This window comes from Achromobacter sp. SX5 (assembly GCF_056711425.1).
Genome location: NZ_CM160041.1, coordinates 5,101,181 through 5,116,596 on the forward strand (window position 1 = coordinate 5,101,181; position 15,416 = coordinate 5,116,596).

Annotated in this window: 17 protein-coding genes; 10 read left to right on the forward strand and 7 right to left on the reverse strand. The window is 70.6% G+C overall.

From position 1 onward, the window contains the following. Positions 1–16 precede the first annotated feature (16 nt). The 7 genes from AC1M14_RS23850 to AC1M14_RS23880 all read left to right on the forward strand — a co-directional run bounded on the left by AC1M14_RS23850 (position 17) and on the right by AC1M14_RS23880 (position 7,303). On the forward strand, positions 17–619 hold the full coding sequence (locus AC1M14_RS23850; RefSeq protein ID WP_102775763.1) for a YqiA/YcfP family alpha/beta fold hydrolase: 603 nt from the start codon (positions 17–19) through the stop codon (positions 617–619). Positions 620–696: 77 nt separating this feature from the next. Continuing rightward, a complete protein-coding gene (locus AC1M14_RS23855; protein ID WP_111826967.1) occupies positions 697–2,601 on the forward strand; it encodes a ribonuclease catalytic domain-containing protein in 1,905 nt (634 codons plus the stop codon). A 115-nt stretch (positions 2,602–2,716) separates the two neighbouring features. Next, positions 2,717–3,616, forward strand: coding sequence for a TonB family protein (locus AC1M14_RS23860; protein ID WP_111826748.1), 900 nt, complete (start codon positions 2,717–2,719; stop codon positions 3,614–3,616). Then, positions 3,613–4,476: a shikimate dehydrogenase gene (aroE, locus tag AC1M14_RS23865; protein WP_479730554.1), complete on the forward strand. Its 864-nt coding sequence runs from the start codon at positions 3,613–3,615 to the stop codon at positions 4,474–4,476. The genes AC1M14_RS23860 and aroE overlap by 4 nt, the downstream gene beginning before the upstream one ends. Positions 4,477–4,481: 5 nt before the next feature. Continuing rightward, positions 4,482–5,204: a monofunctional biosynthetic peptidoglycan transglycosylase gene (gene mtgA / locus AC1M14_RS23870; protein WP_102775754.1), complete on the forward strand. Its 723-nt coding sequence runs from the start codon at positions 4,482–4,484 to the stop codon at positions 5,202–5,204. A 90-nt stretch (positions 5,205–5,294) separates the two neighbouring features. Beyond that, positions 5,295–6,473, forward strand: a complete 1,179-nt coding sequence (lptG, locus tag AC1M14_RS23875) for an LPS export ABC transporter permease LptG (RefSeq protein ID WP_102775753.1) — start codon at positions 5,295–5,297, stop codon at positions 6,471–6,473. Beyond that, positions 6,470–7,303, forward strand: a complete 834-nt coding sequence (locus AC1M14_RS23880; protein WP_102775752.1) for a symmetrical bis(5'-nucleosyl)-tetraphosphatase — start codon at positions 6,470–6,472, stop codon at positions 7,301–7,303. Before lptG ends, AC1M14_RS23880 begins: the two co-directional genes overlap by 4 nt. Positions 7,304–7,474: 171 nt before the next feature. On the opposite strand, the gene AC1M14_RS23885 is transcribed toward AC1M14_RS23880, so the two are convergent. The 6 genes from AC1M14_RS23885 to AC1M14_RS23910 form a co-directional block, all read right to left on the reverse strand. Continuing rightward, positions 7,475–8,215: a lysophospholipid acyltransferase family protein gene (locus AC1M14_RS23885; RefSeq protein WP_479730555.1), complete on the reverse strand. Its 741-nt coding sequence runs from the start codon at positions 8,213–8,215 to the stop codon at positions 7,475–7,477. Next, entirely contained in the window at positions 8,212–9,501 is a 1,290-nt protein-coding gene (locus AC1M14_RS23890) for a dihydroorotase (protein WP_479730556.1), read from the reverse strand. Before AC1M14_RS23890 ends, AC1M14_RS23885 begins: the two co-directional genes overlap by 4 nt. Next, positions 9,498–10,394, reverse strand: a complete 897-nt coding sequence (locus AC1M14_RS23895) for an aspartate carbamoyltransferase (protein WP_479730557.1) — start codon at positions 10,392–10,394, stop codon at positions 9,498–9,500. The genes AC1M14_RS23890 and AC1M14_RS23895 overlap by 4 nt, the downstream gene beginning before the upstream one ends. A gap of 21 nt (positions 10,395–10,415) precedes the next feature. After that, positions 10,416–10,817 (reverse strand): Holliday junction resolvase RuvX, encoded by a 402-nt coding sequence (gene ruvX / locus AC1M14_RS23900; protein WP_102775748.1) that lies wholly within the window; start codon positions 10,815–10,817, stop codon positions 10,416–10,418. Beyond that, a complete protein-coding gene (locus tag AC1M14_RS23905; RefSeq protein ID WP_111826754.1) occupies positions 10,810–11,397 on the reverse strand; it encodes a YqgE/AlgH family protein in 588 nt (195 codons plus the stop codon). Before AC1M14_RS23905 ends, ruvX begins: the two co-directional genes overlap by 8 nt. 135 nt (positions 11,398–11,532) lie before the next feature. After that, the gene (locus AC1M14_RS23910; RefSeq protein WP_003814980.1) at positions 11,533–11,697 is read right to left on the reverse strand and encodes a rubredoxin; all 165 of its coding nucleotides are present in this window, start codon (positions 11,695–11,697) and stop codon (positions 11,533–11,535) included. A 155-nt stretch (positions 11,698–11,852) separates the two neighbouring features. On the opposite strand from AC1M14_RS23910, the gene AC1M14_RS23915 reads away from it, so the two are divergent. From AC1M14_RS23915 to hemL, 3 genes are read left to right on the forward strand one after another with little or no spacing between them, the layout of a single operon-like run. Then, entirely contained in the window at positions 11,853–12,662 is an 810-nt protein-coding gene (locus tag AC1M14_RS23915) for a hydroxymethylpyrimidine/phosphomethylpyrimidine kinase (RefSeq protein ID WP_181391079.1), read from the forward strand. Then, entirely contained in the window at positions 12,659–13,324 is a 666-nt protein-coding gene (thiE, locus tag AC1M14_RS23920) for a thiamine phosphate synthase (protein WP_102775745.1), read from the forward strand. Before AC1M14_RS23915 ends, thiE begins: the two co-directional genes overlap by 4 nt. A gap of 5 nt (positions 13,325–13,329) precedes the next feature. Next, positions 13,330–14,607 (forward strand): glutamate-1-semialdehyde 2,1-aminomutase, encoded by a 1,278-nt coding sequence (gene hemL, locus AC1M14_RS23925; protein WP_102775744.1) that lies wholly within the window; start codon positions 13,330–13,332, stop codon positions 14,605–14,607. Positions 14,608–14,620: 13 nt separating this feature from the next. Here hemL and AC1M14_RS23930 read toward each other — a convergent pair whose 3' ends face one another. After that, the gene (locus AC1M14_RS23930) at positions 14,621–15,370 is read right to left on the reverse strand and encodes a lytic transglycosylase domain-containing protein (RefSeq protein ID WP_102775743.1); all 750 of its coding nucleotides are present in this window, start codon (positions 15,368–15,370) and stop codon (positions 14,621–14,623) included. Positions 15,371–15,416: the final 46 nt, after the last annotated feature.

A 15,416-nucleotide genomic window follows, 5' to 3' on the forward strand; every position in this document is an offset into this window, starting at 1 on the left:
AAGGCAAAGGCGAGACATGATTCTCTATCTGCACGGTTTCCGTTCCTCGCCGACCTCATTCAAGGCCCGGATGATGGCCGACGCCATGGCCGCGCGCGGCCTGTCGGCGGCCTGGGCCTGCCCGCAGCTGCCGCCCAGCCCCAAAGAGGCCGTGGAACTGGCGCTGGACATCGCCCGGCGCCAGCTCGAAGGCGCGGCGTGCGCGCGGGCGCTGACCGTGATCGGCTCGTCGCTGGGCGGCTACTACGCCACCTGGCTGGCCGAGCAGCTGGGCTGCAAGGCCGTGCTGCTCAACCCCGCCGTCGAGGCCGCGCGCGACCTGGCCACTCAGGTCGGCGAACACCGCATGTATCATTCCGACGCGCCGTTCACCTTCCTGCCCGGCTACGTGGACGAGCTCGCTGCGATCCGCGTCGCCCGCGTCACCCGGCCAGACCGCTACTTCCTGGTCGCGGCCACCGGCGACGAGGTGCTGGACTGGCGCGAAATGCGCGACCGGTACGCGGGCTGCCGCCAGCGCATCGTGCAAGGCAGCGACCACGGGCTGTCCGATTTCGAGCGCTGGATGCCGGAGGTGCTTGAATTCGCCCTTGGCGACGAGCAGGTTCGCCCCCAATAATCAGTTTCAAACATCAACACCCTATCTATATAGCTGCGCAAGGCGGCGCGTGCGCGCCGCCCAGGACGATTCCCACCATGTATGTGTTTTACGAAGACGACGGCAGCTTCAAGGCCGGCAATATCCTGTCGGAGACCGACGCCAGCCTGCAGGTGGAGTCGGAATCCGGCAAGCGCAGCAAGATCAAGCGCGCCAACACGCTGTTCACCTTCGCCGCGCCGGAACCGGCCGCGCTGATGAGCCAGGCGGCGGCGGCCGCCGAGGCGCTGGACCTGCAGTTCCTGTGGGAATGCGCGCCGCAGGAAGAATTCGACGCCCCGGCCCTGGCCGCCGACTACTTCGGCCACGCGCCCACGCCGGTCGAACAGGCCGCCCTGCTGATGCGCCTGCACGGCGCGCCGGCCTATTTCCACCGCCGCGGCAAGGGCCGCTACCGCCCCGCCCCGCCCGACATCCTCGCCGCCGCGCTGGCCGCGCTGGAGAAAAAGCAGCGCCAGGCCGAACAGCAGCAGCAATGGGTGGACGAAATGGCCGCCGGGCGCCTGCCCGAACCGATCGCGCAGGCCGCCGAGTCCCTGCTGATCCGCCCCGACAAGAACTCCCAGCAATGGAAGGCCCTGGACGCCGCCTGCGCCAAGCTGGGCAAGAGCCCCGACCGCCTGCTGCTGGAGCTGGGCGCCTGGCCGCATGCGCTGGCGCTGCACAAGCGCCGCTTCCTGGCCACCAACTTCCCGCGCGGCGTGGGCTTTCCGGAGCTGGAACTGCCGCCGATCGACCGCGATCTGCCGCTGTCCGACGCCGTGGCCTATTCGGTGGACGACGTCACCACCACCGAAATCGACGACGCGCTGTCGGTCAGCACCCTGCCCGACGGCCGCGTGCGCGTCGGCGTGCACGTGGCCGCCCCCGGCCTGAGCGTGACGCGCGACAGCGACTTCGACAAGCTGGCGCGGGCGCGCCTGTCCACGGTCTACATGCCGGGCGACAAGATTCCGATGCAGCCGGACAACGTGATCCAGGCGTTTTCGCTGGACGCCGGGCGCGAGGCGCCGGTGCTGTCGCTGTACGTGGTGGCCAACCCCGAGACCGGCGAGATCATCGAGTCGGAGACGCGCCTGGAGCGCCTGGTGGTGCGCGAGAACCTGCGCCACAACATGCTCGACGCCCACGTCACGGAGGCCAGCCTGGCCGATCCCTCGGCCGAACTGCCCTACGGCGACTGGCTGCGCCCGCTGTGGAAGCTGGCGCAGGCGCTGTGCGCGCAGCGCGAGAACGTGCGCGGCAAGCCCGAGAACAATTCGCGTGTGGAATACAGCTTCTACCTGGACGGCGATCCCGACGATCCCGACACCCCGGTGCGGCTGGTGCCGCGCCAGCGCAACGCGCCGCTGGACCGGATGGTGGCCGAGTACATGATTCTGGCGAACAACCTGTGGGGCGGGCTGCTGCACCAGCACGGCGTGCCGGGCATCTACCGCTCGCAGCAGGCCGGGCGCGTGCGCATGAGCACGCAGGCGCTGCCGCACGAAGCCATTGGGGTGCCGCAATACGCCTGGAGCACCTCGCCGCTGCGCCGCTACGTGGACCTGGTGAACCAATGGCAGCTGATCGCGGCGGTGGAGCATGGCGTATCGGCGCGCCTGGTGGCGCCGTTCAAGCCGCGCGACGCCGATCTGTTCGCCATCATCGGCGCGTTCGACGCGCAATACGCCGCGTGGGCGGAATTCCAGAGCGCGATGGAGCGCTACTGGTGCCTGCGCTGGCTGAAGCAGCACAACGTGACGCGCACGGTGGCCCACGTGCTGCGGGAGGACCTGGTGCGCTTCGCCAATGCGCCGCTGGTGACGCGGGTCGGCGGGATGCCGGAGCTGGAACGGGGGACTGCCGTGGAGCTGGATATCCTGGGGATGGATGAGTTGTCGCTGGAGCTGGATTGCCGGTATGTGGGGGTTGTCAGTCCTGCTGTCGGCGGGGAGTCGTAAGGCGGGTTTGTTTGTCCTGACGGCCGTGGCCTCTTCTTCGTAGGCCGCTCGTCGGCGCGGGCGGCCCCGGGCGCCCCGGCGCCCGCGGGAGCGGGAGTCGCTCTACAATGCGTGCGTGCAACGTCTTGCTGACCACCCCTCTCCGCTGAGCCGTTACCTGCGGTGGCTGGGCGCGCCTGCCCAGCAGCACCTGCGCATCGGCATCGCGATCTCGCTGCTGCTGCACGCCGGCGCGCTGGCGTGGCGCTTCGGCGCGCCGGCGCCCTCGCGCCCGCCGGCCACCAGCCTGGAGATCGTGCTGCTCAACGCCCGCAGCGAAACCCCGCCGGACACGCCGCGCGCGCAGGCCCAGCAGCAGATGAGCGGCGGCGGCAACGCCGAGCGCGGCATGTCCACCACGCCGCTGCCGCGCACCGGCGAATCGGCCGAGACCATCGTGCTGGAGGCCATGCGCCGCCGCCAGGTGCAGCTCGAGGCCGAGCAGACCCGCCTGATGACCCAGTTGCGCTCGGCCGACAAGGCCGGCGCCGAGCGCCAGGCCGTCAATCCCTGGCCGGACGGCGCCGACCTCGGCCGCGACGCCGAGGACCAGGCCAGCCTGGTGCAGAACGCCCAGGTGGCGGCCCTGGCGGCCCGCGTCCAGCAGTACAGCGCCGAACCGCGCAAGCAGTTCGTGGCGCCGTCGGCCGAGGCCTCGCGCTACGCCGCCTACCTGGACGCCTGGCGCACCCGGATCGAAACCGTCGGCACCCAGCACTACCCGGACGAGGCGCGCGGCCGCATCTACGGCTCGCTGCGGATCACGGTGTCGGTGCGCGCCGACGGCAGCATCGCCGACGTCGAGATCGACCAGCCCTCGCCGCACGCCGTGCTGAACCAGGCCGCCCGCCGCATCGTGCAGCTGGCCGCGCCCTTCCCGCCCTTCCCGCCCGACGTCGCCCGCGACACCGACGTGCTGGTCATCACCCGGACCTGGCATTTCGTCAACGACACCCTGGAAACCGAAGCCCCATGACCGAGGCGCCCCCTCTTGCCCGATATGCCGTCATCGGCAACCCCATTGCGCACAGCCGCTCGCCTCAGATCCACGCCATGTTTGCCCGCCAGACCGGCAAGCCGCTGCGCTATGACCGGCTGCTGGCGCCGGTGGATGGTTTCGCCGAGGCGGTGGCGGCCTTCGTGGCCGACGGCGGGGTCGGCCTGAACGTCACGGTGCCCTTCAAGCTGGACGCCTACGCCCTGGCCGCGGGCCGGCTGTCGGCCCGCGCCCGGCTGGCCGGGGCGGTCAACACCCTGTCCTGGCGCGACGGCGCCTGGCACGGCTGTAACACCGATGGGGTCGGCCTGGTCGCCGACCTGATGCGCCTGGGCGTGCGCCTGAATGGCGCCGGCGTGCTGCTGGTAGGCGCCGGCGGCGCGGCCCGCGGCGTGCTGCAGCCGCTGGCGCAGGCCGGCTGCGCCCGCATCCACATCGTCAACCGCACCGCGGCGCGCGCCCAGGCGCTGGCCGACGCCTGGCGCGAAAGCGGGGTATCGCCCGAGACCCGGGTCAGCGCCGGCGGCCTGGCCGACGCCGCCGCCCCCGGCGGCTGGAACCTGGTCATCAACGCCACCGCCAGCGGCCTGCAGGACGCCGCCCCCGACCTGCCCGCGGGCCTGTACGCCCCCGGCGCGGCCGCCTACGACATGATGTACGGCGCACGGCCCACGGCCTTCATGCGCCAGGCCCGGGCCGACGGCGCCGCGCTCACGGCCGACGGCCTGGGCATGCTGGTCGGCCAGGCGGCCGAGAGCTACTTCATCTGGCACGGCCTGCGGCCCGATCCCGCGCCGGTCCTCGCGGCGTTGCGCGCGGACCTCGCGGCCGGCCAGTGAGCGGCATGGCGACGCGCAAGGGCCGCTCCTGGTTCCGCATCGTCACCGGCGCGCTGATGGCGCTGGTGTGCGCCATCCTGCTCTACCAGTTCTGGCTGTTCGCCCAGGTCGTCTGGTACAACTACCGCGACCCGGGCAGCAGCGCCATCATGCGCGAAGAACTGTCGCGCCTGCGCGAGACCAATCCGGCCCTGGAGCTGAAGTACGAGTGGGTGCCCTACGACAAGATCAACCGCAACCTCAAGCGCGCGGTGGTGGCCTCCGAGGACTCAAATTTCACCGAGCACGACGGCGTCGAATGGGACGCCATCCGCAAGGCCTGGGAATACAACCAGAAGCAGCAGGAAGCCGGGCGCAGCAAGATGCGCGGCGGCTCCACCATCACCCAGCAGCTGGCCAAGAACCTGTTCCTGTCGAGTTCGCGCAGCTATATCCGCAAGGGCCAGGAACTGGTCCTGACCTACATGATCGAACACGTCATGAGCAAGGAGCGGATACTGGAACTGTATCTGAACGTGGCGGAATGGGGCGTGGGCGTGTTCGGCGCCGAGGCCGCCGCCCGGCACTATTTCAACACCTCGGCCGCCGGCCTGGGCGCCAGTCAGTCGGCCCGGCTGGCGGCCATGCTGCCCAACCCCCGCTTCTATGACAGCCACCGCAATTCCCGCTACCTGAACTCCCGGGTCGGCGTCCTGACCCGCCGCATGCGCATGGTCGACATTCCCTGATACAGGCGCCGTCGGCCGGGACCCTCCGGGCCCGGACCGGGACGGCAGGATTTGTTAAGCTTTCACGTTTACGCGCTCCCTCTTTCCTACATGCGTACCGCACGTCGCTACCTGGCCCGCGAGATCTATCGCTCTTGCGCAGTGGTCCTTATGGCCCTGCTGGGCCTTTTCACGTTCTTCGCGCTGGTGGACGACCTGGACAACGTGGGCGACAAGTTCTCCATGATGGCCCTGCTCTACATGCAGGCGCTGGCCATTCCCACCCGCTTGTACGACCTGCTGCCCATCGGCCTGCTGATCGGCGCCATCCTGGCGCTGGCGGGGCTGGCGCAGCGCAACGAGCTGGTGATCCTGCGGGTCTCGGGCGTCAGCGGCATGAAGCTGCTGCGCATGCTGTGGATCGTCACGATCCCGCTGATGATAGGCGCCACCCTGCTGTCCGAATACGTCACCCCCTGGGCCGAAATCAAGTCCGGCGAGGCCAACCTGATGTTCCGCGGCAAGGCCGGCGGCGACCGCCTCAAGAGCGGCTACTGGTTCAAGGAACCCACCGCCAACGGCGGCACCCGCATCATCAATATCGGCGAACTGCGCGGCGACGGCCAGGTCAACGCCGTGACGCTCTACGAATTCAAGAAGGACCTGACGCTGTCGGCCCTGTCGACCGCGCCCACCGGCGTGTTCTCGCACGGCGACCTGGTGCTCAAGGATGTGTCCGAAACTCGGCTGGACGACAACGCCGCCGAAGCGCTGGCCGACGCGCGCCCGCCCAAGCAGCCGCCGGCCACCGTGATGAAGGTGCCCGAGCGCACGGTGGACACCACGCTCAGCGCCGAACGCCTGATCGCGCGCGTGCTGACGCCGGAACGCATGTCCATCGTGACGCTGCTGGACTATGTGGAGTATCTCCGCAACAACCAATTGCAATATGGTCGCCAGGTCGTCGCCCTATGGCGCAAACTGGCATATCCGTTCACCTTGCTCGTCATGATCACGATCGCGGCGCCCATCGGCCTGATGCAGACCCGCCGCGGCGGCGTGGGGGCCAAGGTGTTCGTGGGCATTCTGCTCGGCGTCGCCTTCTTCATGGTCAACCAGCTGGCGTTGAACGTGGGCATGCTGGGCAAATGGCCGCCCTGGCTCACCGCGCTGGGGCCGAACCTGGGCGCGGTGATCCTGGCGCTGGGAGCCATGAGCTACATGGAATACCGCCACACCATCACTCGCGTCATCCAACAACGCTGGCCCTGGAGTAAAAGTCCCGCATGAACGGCAGTATCTGGATGATCGGCGACGTGCAAGGTTGCTGCTCGCCGCTGGATCGCTTGCTGTCCCATCCCGACGTGGTCGGCGATCCGCAATCGCGCTTCTGGTTCGCCGGAGACCTGGTCAACCGCGGCCCCCAGTCGCTGGAGACGCTACGGCGCATCATCGACCTGGGCGACCGCGCCACCTCGGTGCTGGGCAATCACGACCTGCACCTGCTGGCCACCGCGGCCGGCGTGCGCAAGCCCTCGAAGTCGGACACGCTCGAAGCGATACTGCGGGCGCCGGACGCCGACGACCTGATCAACTGGCTGCGCTTCCGTCCGCTGGCGCATTTCGAGCAGAACCATCTGCTGGTGCACGCGGGCACCCTGGCCAAATGGGACGTCGCCAAGACTCTGGCCCTGGCCGGCGAGGTCCAGGACGCGCTGCGCGGGCCGAACTGGCAGAAGGCGCTGCAGAAGATGTACGGCAACGAGCCGGCCACCTGGAAGGAAGACCACAAGGGCGGCAAGCGCATGCGCGTCATCATCAATGCGCTCACGCGCATCCGCCTGTGCACGCCCAACGGCCACATGGAATTCGCCACCAAGGTGACGCCGGGCGCCTGGCCCGCGGGGCTGGTGCCGTGGTTCGACGTGCCCAACCGCGCCACCCGCGACGTCACGACGGTGTTCGGCCACTGGTCGACGCTGGGACTGCTGCTGCGGCCGGACGCGATCTGCCTGGATACCGGATGCGTGTGGGGCGGGTCGCTGACGGCGCTGCGCCTGCAGGACCGCAAACTGGTGCAGGTGAAATGCTCGCAGTTCCAGGACCCGTTGTCTGAATGAGGGTTTGGGTCGATGGGTTCCGCGCGCTTGACGGTGGGGTTATTGCGTCGAATTTCTCGCGCTGCACCCATCCTACGGTCGAGCCGTGGATTCGCAGCGTAGGATGGGTGCAGCGCGAGAATCCTTAAGCAAGAACTCAACCATCGAGCGCGCGGAACCCATCGCCCCCCTTCACAACACCCGCGAAATCGCGTCCCTGGCCTGGTGCGACAGCTCCAGCCGCGTCGGCAGGCTGCCGTCCGGATGCCGCGCCGGCAGCGGCGGCAGGAACACCACTTCCACGGCCAGTCCGGTAACTCCCAGCACCCGCCACAGATTGGCCACCAGCGATTCCTCGCCGACGAAGGCGGCATAGCCGCTGCGCTTGCCGTGCTGCAGGAAGCGCAGCGCGACCGGCTGGATTTCCACGGCGGCGGCGCGCGCCGGCTCGAACAGGCTGGCGTGGAACGGCAGCAGCTCGAAGCCTACGCTGGTGGTGCCTTCCGGGAACAGGCCGACCGCGTCGCCCTGCTTGAAGCGCCCCTGCATGGCCTCGCCCATCGCGTGCACCGCGTGGCGCTGGCCGCGCTCGATGAACAGGGTGCCGGCGCCGGCCACCAGCCAGCCGATGACGGGCCAGCTGCGGATCTCGCTCTTGGCGACGAAGGACGTGGCGCGCGCCGAATTCAGCACGAAGATGTCGATCCAGGACACATGGTTGGCCACCAGCAGCACCGGCCCGGTCAGGCGCGGCTCGCCCTTGATGATGACCTGCAGGCCGCAGAACGCCATCAGGCAGCGCGACCAGTGGCGGTTGAGCCAGGCGCGCGAGCGGATTCCGAGCAGCGGATACGCCAGGCCCACGCAGAGCAGGCCGAGAACGATCCAGGGCAGCACGAGGACCAGCCTTAGGACAAAGCGCAACAGCTTCAAACCGGAGTCTCCCAGGCCAGGCTGCCACCCACGACGGTGGCGCGTACTCGGCCGGGCAGCATCATACCCGCGAACGGGGTCTGGCCGCTGCGGCTGTGCAGCGCGCCGGGCGCGACCATCCATTCGGCTTCCAGGTCGGCCAGGCACAGGTCGGCCTGCGCGCCCACGCCCAGCTGGCCGACGGGCGCCGCCTGCGGCGCGATCGCGGCCAGCACGGCGGCCGGACCGCAGGTGACGCGCGCCAGCGCGTCGGCCACGGGCCGGCGGGCGTCGCGCGCCCACTTCAGGGCCAGCGACAGCAGCAGCTCCAGCCCGGTGGCGCCGGGCTCGGACTGCGGAAAGGGCATGGCCTTGGCGCGCGCCTCGACCGGCGCATGGTCCGAACACAGCGCATCGACCAGGCCTTCGGCCAGCGCGGCCTGGATCGCCTGGCGGTCGCGCTGGCCGCGCAGCGGCGGCGACAGGTGGAAGCGGGTGTCGAAAAAGCCGATGTCGACGTCGCACAGATGCAGGCTGTTGGCCGACACGTCGGCCGTGACCGGCAGGCCTTCGCGCTTCGCGGCGCGCAGCAGTTCGATGCCGGCCGCGGTGGACAGGCGCGTCAGGTGCACGCGCGCGCCGGTGGCGCGCTGCAATTCGAAGATGGTGTGCAGGGCCAGCGTCTCGGCCTGCGGCGGCAGGCCGTGCAGGCCCAGGCGTTCGGCATAGGCGCCGGCGGCGGCCGCCGCGCCGCGGGACAGCCACGGGTCTTGCGGCCGCAGCCACAAGGCCAGGCCCAGGGCGCTGGCATAGCGCATCGCGCCCCACAGCACGCGGGTGTCGGCGATGCCATGCTCGCCCTGGGCGCAGGCCAGGCAGCCCGCCCGGCCCAGCAGATCCATTTCGGCCAGTGTTTCGCCGGCCAGTCCCACCGTCATCGCGCCCAGCGGGCGCACCCGGCACTGGCCGGGCTGCGCCTGCCGCAGCAGCGCCTCGGCCTTGCCCGACTCGTCCAGCGGCGCCGCGGCGTCGGGCGGCAGCACCAGCGTGGTGACGCCGCCGGCCAGGGCCGCGCGCAGTTCGGTCGGCGCGAAGGCCGCCGCGCCGGGCTGCGCGACCCGCGCGCACAGATCGACCAGGCCCGGCAGCACCGCCAGCCCCGCCGCGTCCAGCCGGCGGTCGGCCTGGAAGCCGTCGGGCGCGCGGCCCACCGCCGCGACGCGGCCGTCCGCGAGGTAGAGATCGTGCAATCCGTCGACGCCGTTGGCCGGGTCGATCAGGCGGCCGTTGGCGATGTGCAGCCTCATGGCGCGTCTCCGGCCAGCATGGCCAGGGCCGCCACGCGCAGCTGCTGCGTGAGTGCGGCCAGGCGCGCCTGCGTGGGAGCCAGGCTGGCCGCGACGTCGGCGTCGACCTCGACGCCCGGCGTCAGCGCGCCCGCGGGCAGCAGCAAGGCGTCGGCGCGGGCCCCGGCCAGGATGGCGGGCGTCAGGCCAAAGGATTGTTCGTATTCGCGGGCCGAGGGCAGCAGCGCGCCGCTGATCCGTTCCACGTCCAGCGGCAGGATGACGATGACGTCGGCGTCCAGGCCCTCGCGCAGCGAGGCGCAGGCGCGCACGCCCAGTTGCGCCAGGCCTTCGGGCTGCAGGGTGCCCGGGCCTGCCGCGCTTACCTGCGCCACGCCCAGCGTGGTCATGGCGTGGATGGCCGAACGCGCCACGCGCGAGTGACTCAGGTCGCCCACCAGCGTCACGGAAAGATTCGCCAGGTCCTGGCGGGCTTCGCGCATCGCCTGCAGCAGCGCCAGCGCCGGCAGCGGATCGGCGTGGCCGCCGTCGCCGGCGTTGATGACGCGCACGCCGGGCGCGGCATGGGCGGCGGCGCAATGCGCCGCGCCGCTGGCGGCGTGGCGCAGCACCAGCAGGCCCGGCTCCAGGGCGGCGGCCACGTCCGCCAGCGTCTCGCCGGCGTCGGCGGCCAGCGCCACCGGGCGCAGGCCCAGGCTTGCGGCCGCGGCCGAGTACGCATCGCGCTCGGTCGCGGCGTCGTCCGGCAGGCACAGATAGGCCGGCTGCGCGCGCACGGCGGGTGGAGCCGCGAGCGCCATGTCGAGCAGGCGCTCGACGTGGCGGCGGGGCAGGCCTTCCGTGGTCAGCAGGTGTATCGGTTCGCCGCGGCGATCGAGTTGCGGATTGAGCATAGGCGGGGCGGTTCGCGGGCCTCAGGCCGCCGGCAAGGCATCCAGGTAGCGTTGCAGAATAACAGCCGCCGCCATCGCGTCATCGGCGGCGTTGGTGCCCAGCAGGCGCTGCGCCTCCATGCTGGAGCCGCGTTCGTCGACCAGTTCGACGGCCACGCCGAAGCGGCCGTGCAACTGGTTGGCGAAGCGGCGGCAGCGCGCGGTGGCCGGCTGTTCGCCGCCGTCGGCGTCCAGGGCCAGCCCGACGATCACGCGGCGCGGCTGCCATTCCTGCAGCAGCGCCGCGATGCGGCCGAAGCGCGCCTCGCGGACTTCGCTGAAGATGATTTCCAGCGGCCGCGCGTGGCGCGTCAGCGTGTTGCCGATGGCGATGCCGATTTTCTTCTCGCCGAAATCGAAGGCAAGCAGGGTCTCTTCAGGCATGGCCCGCGTCGCCCGCCAGCATCACCGGATCGATGCCCAGCAGCTTCAGCGCGGCCGGGTAGCGGTCCTCGGGCGGCACGTCGAAGATGATGCTGTCGTCGGCGCCCACGCTGAGCCAGGCGTTCTGGGCCATCTCGCTTTCGAGCTGGCCCGCGCCCCAGCCGGCATAGCCGAGCGTGACCAGCATGCGCGCCGGCCCGTTGCCCTCGGCCACCGCCTGCAGCACGTCGCGCGAGGTGGTCAGCGCCATGCCGCCCAGCTTGATGCTGGAGCTGTAGTCGCCGGCCGGCGCGTGCAGCACGAAGCCGCGGTCGGTCTGCACCGGCCCGCCGAAGTAAACCAGCGAGTCCTTCACGGGGCCGATTTCGAGCGTCAGGTCGATGCGCTCGAACAGGGTGCCCAGCGTCAGGTCGGTGGGCCGGTTGATGACCAGGCCCAGCGCGCCACGTTCCGTGTGTTCGCAGACATAGATGACCGAGCCCGCCAGGCTGCCTTCGACCATGCCCGGCATGGCGATCAGGAACTGGTTGGCGAAATTGGCCGCCTGCGTCGTAGTGTCGTCTTGGTGCTTTTCCGTCATGGCAACCCCTTCGTGGGTAGTCTGAGAGAACCGAGGGACCGGCCGCGCAAACGCATCCTGGCCGTCCCGTGGTCGCGAGGGATGGGGCTTGATCCCATCTTACGAGCCTTGGCGGAAGTTGTCGGCAGTGCCGCGTCAGATTTCCATCAGTTCGAAGTCCTCTTTGCGCGCGCCGCATTCGGGACAGACCCAGTTCGGCGGCACGTCTTCCCAGCGGGTGCCGGGAGCAATACCCTCGTCGGGCAGGCCGGCTTCTTCATCGTAGACCCAGCCGCAAATCAAACACATCCATGTACGCATAGTTCTCTCTTACATCAAATCCCGGCCCGCGCCCCGGCGGCGGGGCAAAGGTGAGGGGCTTCCATTAGAATGGGGACAATCTTACCGAAACCCAATAGGGCTTCCCCTGATTCATCGTAAATGAGTCCGGATAGCCATACTCAAGCGCTGTGCACGTGGCCCCCGTTACTCCCCCTCTCGTTCTGGTCTTCGGTCCGCTCGATCCCTCGGGCTCCGATGGTTTGCCGGCGGACGCCGTCACCTGCGCCGCCCTCGGCTGCCACGGCCTGGCGGCCGTGACCGCCCTCACCGTGCGGGATACCGCCGGTATCGAAGAAATCCATCCCGTTTCGCCCGACTTGCTCGACGACCAGGCGCGCTGCCTGCTCGAAGACATGCCGGTGCAGGCCATCAAGGTGGGCGGACTATACACTGCCGAAACGGCCAGCGTAGCCGCGCAGGTCGCGGCCGACTACAGCCAGGTGCCGCTGGTGCTGCACCTGGGCCAGCGCGCCCAGCCGCCGGCCAACGCCGCCGACGAGGACGAGGCCGACGATCTGCTGGCCGCCACGCTGGAGCTGGTGCTGCCGCAGACCGACCTGCTGGTCATCGAGCACCTGCGCCTGGCGCAATGGCACGCCGACGGCGACATAGATATCGGGGACGCACCTTCGCCCATGCACGCCCTGGTGGCCGCCGGCGCCCAATGGGTGCTGGTGCTGGGCAGCCCGCAGCGTCCCGGCCATTACGCCAACATGCTGCTGGGCCCCAACGGCCAGACCGCCACCCTGCCCTGGCAGGCGCCGCCCGACCGCAACGGCGACGCCGGCGGCGTGGCCGCCACCGCGATCGCGGCCATGCTGGCCCGCGGCCTGGACATGCCGGAGGCCGTACGCCAGGGCCTGGCGCACGCCGACAGCGCGATCGCCGCCAGTTTCCTGCCCGGCATGGGCCGGCGCATACCCAACCGGATTCCTCCCCAATGAAAGCGCTGCGTTTCCCCGCCGGCCTGTACGGCGTGACCCCCGAATGGGACGACACCGACCGCCTGCTGCGGGCGGTCCGCCAGGCCGCCGAAGGCGGCATGCGCTCGCTGCAGCTGCGCCGCAAGAACGTGCCCGACGCGGTGCGCGCCGAACAGGCGCGCGCGCTGGCGCCGCTGTGCCGCGAGCTGGGCCTGGTGTTCCTCATCAATGACGACTGGCGTCTGGCGCTGGAAGTCGGCGCCGATGGCGCCCACGTGGGCCGCGACGACGACAGCCTGGCGCGCATCCGCGCCGAGGCCGGTCCCGACCTGATCCTGGGCGGCTCCAGCTACGACGACCTGGACCGCGCCCAGGCCCTGCTCGACGCCGGCGCCGACTACATCGCCTTCGGCGCCATGTTCCCCTCCACCGTCAAGCCGGACACGGTGCGCGCGCCGCTCTCGGTGCTGGCCGCGGCGCGCCAGCTGGCCGACCAGCGCGACGCGCCCCGCCCCGCGGTCGTCGCCATCGGCGGCATCACGCCCGACAACGCCGCGCTGGTGGCGCAGTCCGGCGCCGATGCCATCGCCGTCATCACCGGCCTTTTCGAAGCGCCCAGCATCCGCGCCGCCGCCGCGGCCTGCGCCGCGCCCTATTCCGCCAACCCCACTCGCAAGCCTTGAACGCCATGTCCAGTAACGCCCAGCTTTTCGAACGCGCCTGCCGCAGCATCCCCGGCGGCGTCAACTCGCCCGTGCGCGCCTTCCGTTCCGTGGGCGGCACGCCGCGCTTCATCAAGCGCGCGCAAGGCCCGTACGTGTGGGACGCCGAAGACCGCCAGTACATCGACTACGTGGGCTCGTGGGGCCCGGCCATCCTGGGCCATTCGCATCCCGAGGTGGTGCGCGCGGTGCAGGAAGCGGCCGTCGACGGCCTGTCGTTCGGCGCACCCACCGAAGCGGAAATCGAGCTGGCCGAAGTTTTGATCTCGCGCCTGCCCTCGCTGGAGCAGGTGCGCCTGGTCAGCTCGGGCACCGAGGCCACCATGACCGCCATCCGGCTGGCGCGCGGCGCCACCGGCCGCGCCAAGATCGTGAAATTCGAAGGCTGCTACCACGGCCACTCGGACAGCCTGCTGGTCAAGGCCGGCTCTGGTCTGCTGACCTTCGGCAACCCCAGCTCGGCCGGCGTGCCGCCCGAATTCGTCTCGCACACGCTGACCCTGGAATACAACAACCTGGACGCGGTGCGCGAGGCCTTCGCAAAGCATGGCGCCGACATCGCCTGCATCATCGTCGAGCCGGTCGCCGGCAACATGAACCTGATCAAGCCGGCCCCGGGCTTCCTGGAAGGCCTGCGCGAAGTCTGCACGCAGCACGGCGCGCTGCTGATCTTCGACGAGGTGATGACCGGTTTCCGCGTGGGCCCGCAGGGCGTGCAGGGCCTGACCGGCGTGCAGCCCGACCTCACCACGCTGGCCAAGGTGATCGGCGGCGGCATGCCGGTGGGCGCCTTCGGCGGGCGCGCCGAGATCATGAAGCACATCGCCCCGCTGGGCGGCGTCTACCAGGCCGGCACGCTGTCGGGCAACCCGGTGGCCGTGGCCGCCGGCCTGGCCACGCTGCGCCTGATCGCGGCGCCGGGCTTCTACGAGCAGCTGTCGGCCCAGACCGCCAAGCTGGCCCAGGGCCTGCAGGAACGCGCGCGCGCCGCCGGCGTGCCGTTTTCGGCGGATTCGGTGGGCGGCATGTTCGGCCTCTACTTCAGCGACCAGGTGCCCGCCTCGTTCGCCCAGGTCTCGGCCTGCGACACGGCGGCGTTCAACCGCTTCTTCCACGCCATGCTGGAGCAGGGCGTGCATTTCGCGCCCTCGGCGTTCGAGGCCGGTTTCGTCTCGGCCACGCACGACGACGCCGTGATCCAGTCCACGCTGGACATCGCGGAAAAGGTCTTCGCCTCGCTGTGAGCCGGGCGCCCGCTCAGGGCGCCTTGTAGTGCTCGTACAGGGCCGTGACGTCGCGCACGTAGGCCTGGGTCTCGGCATAGGGCGGCACAGCGTCGTAGCGGCGCACCGCGCCCTCGCCCGCGTTGTAGGCCGCCAGCGCCAGGTCCAGCCGGCCCGGATACTGGTCCAGCAGGCGGCGCAGGTGGCGCGAGCCCGCCTTCACGTTGGTGGCGGGGTCCACCAGCGCCGTCTCCACGTCGTCCACCGTCAGCAGCGTGGCCGCCGTCGCCGGCATCAGCTGCATCAGGCCGAGCGCGCCCTTGGGCGAACGCGCGTCGCTGCGGAAACCCGATTCGATGGCGATGACCGCCGTCAGCAGCGCCCGGTCCACTCCCGAATCCTGGGCCGCGCGCGCGATCAGTGTGTCGTGCGCGCTGGCCCCCTTGCCTTCCCAGTACGCCGCGCGCGAAGCCGGCGCCAGCGGCGCCTGGCGCGCGCCGTCGCCGGGCTGGGGTTCGCAGGTCACGCACAGCGGCTTGCCGGCGCTGCGCCAGCCGGCGCGGACCTGGGCCCGCTTGTAGTGCTTGGCGTAGCCGTTGGGCACCTTCATGGCCCGCCAGACGCCATAGGGATCTTTGTAACGATAGACCTCGGCCGCCTGGACCGGGGCGGCGGGCGCCAACGCCAGCGGCCCGCCGATGACGCACGCCAGCGCCGCGATGCCGCCGGCGCGCGCCAGGCGGGCGCGCAGGGCCGGTAGAAAGGGGCGGAGGGGGCTGCGCATAGGGTCGGGCTCCGGATGCGGGGGCGAGCTCATATGCTGCTGCGGA

What these genes read in the sequence shown, in the direction of transcription:
- aroE (WP_479730554.1), top strand. Translation starts at nt 3,613, where the DNA reads ATGACCGAGGCGCCCCCTCTTGCCCGATATGCCGTCATCGGCAACCCC.
- ruvX (WP_102775748.1), bottom strand. Translation starts at nt 10,817, where the DNA reads ATGCCTGAAGAGACCCTGCTTGCCTTCGATTTCGGCGAGAAGAAAATC.
- AC1M14_RS23905 (WP_111826754.1), bottom strand. Translation starts at nt 11,397, where the DNA reads ATGACGGAAAAGCACCAAGACGACACTACGACGCAGGCGGCCAATTTC.
- AC1M14_RS23890 (WP_479730556.1), bottom strand. Translation starts at nt 9,501, where the DNA reads ATGAGGCTGCACATCGCCAACGGCCGCCTGATCGACCCGGCCAACGGC.
- lptG (WP_102775753.1), top strand. Translation starts at nt 5,295, where the DNA reads ATGCGTACCGCACGTCGCTACCTGGCCCGCGAGATCTATCGCTCTTGC.
- AC1M14_RS23850 (WP_102775763.1), top strand. Translation starts at nt 17, where the DNA reads ATGATTCTCTATCTGCACGGTTTCCGTTCCTCGCCGACCTCATTCAAG.
- thiE (WP_102775745.1), top strand. Translation starts at nt 12,659, where the DNA reads ATGAAAGCGCTGCGTTTCCCCGCCGGCCTGTACGGCGTGACCCCCGAA.
- AC1M14_RS23855 (WP_111826967.1), top strand. Translation starts at nt 697, where the DNA reads ATGTATGTGTTTTACGAAGACGACGGCAGCTTCAAGGCCGGCAATATC.
- AC1M14_RS23910 (WP_003814980.1), bottom strand. Translation starts at nt 11,697, where the DNA reads ATGCGTACATGGATGTGTTTGATTTGCGGCTGGGTCTACGATGAAGAA.
- AC1M14_RS23895 (WP_479730557.1), bottom strand. Translation starts at nt 10,394, where the DNA reads ATGCTCAATCCGCAACTCGATCGCCGCGGCGAACCGATACACCTGCTG.
- AC1M14_RS23930 (WP_102775743.1), bottom strand. Translation starts at nt 15,370, where the DNA reads ATGCGCAGCCCCCTCCGCCCCTTTCTACCGGCCCTGCGCGCCCGCCTG.
- AC1M14_RS23880 (WP_102775752.1), top strand. Translation starts at nt 6,470, where the DNA reads ATGAACGGCAGTATCTGGATGATCGGCGACGTGCAAGGTTGCTGCTCG.
- mtgA (WP_102775754.1), top strand. Translation starts at nt 4,482, where the DNA reads ATGGCGACGCGCAAGGGCCGCTCCTGGTTCCGCATCGTCACCGGCGCG.
- hemL (WP_102775744.1), top strand. Translation starts at nt 13,330, where the DNA reads ATGTCCAGTAACGCCCAGCTTTTCGAACGCGCCTGCCGCAGCATCCCC.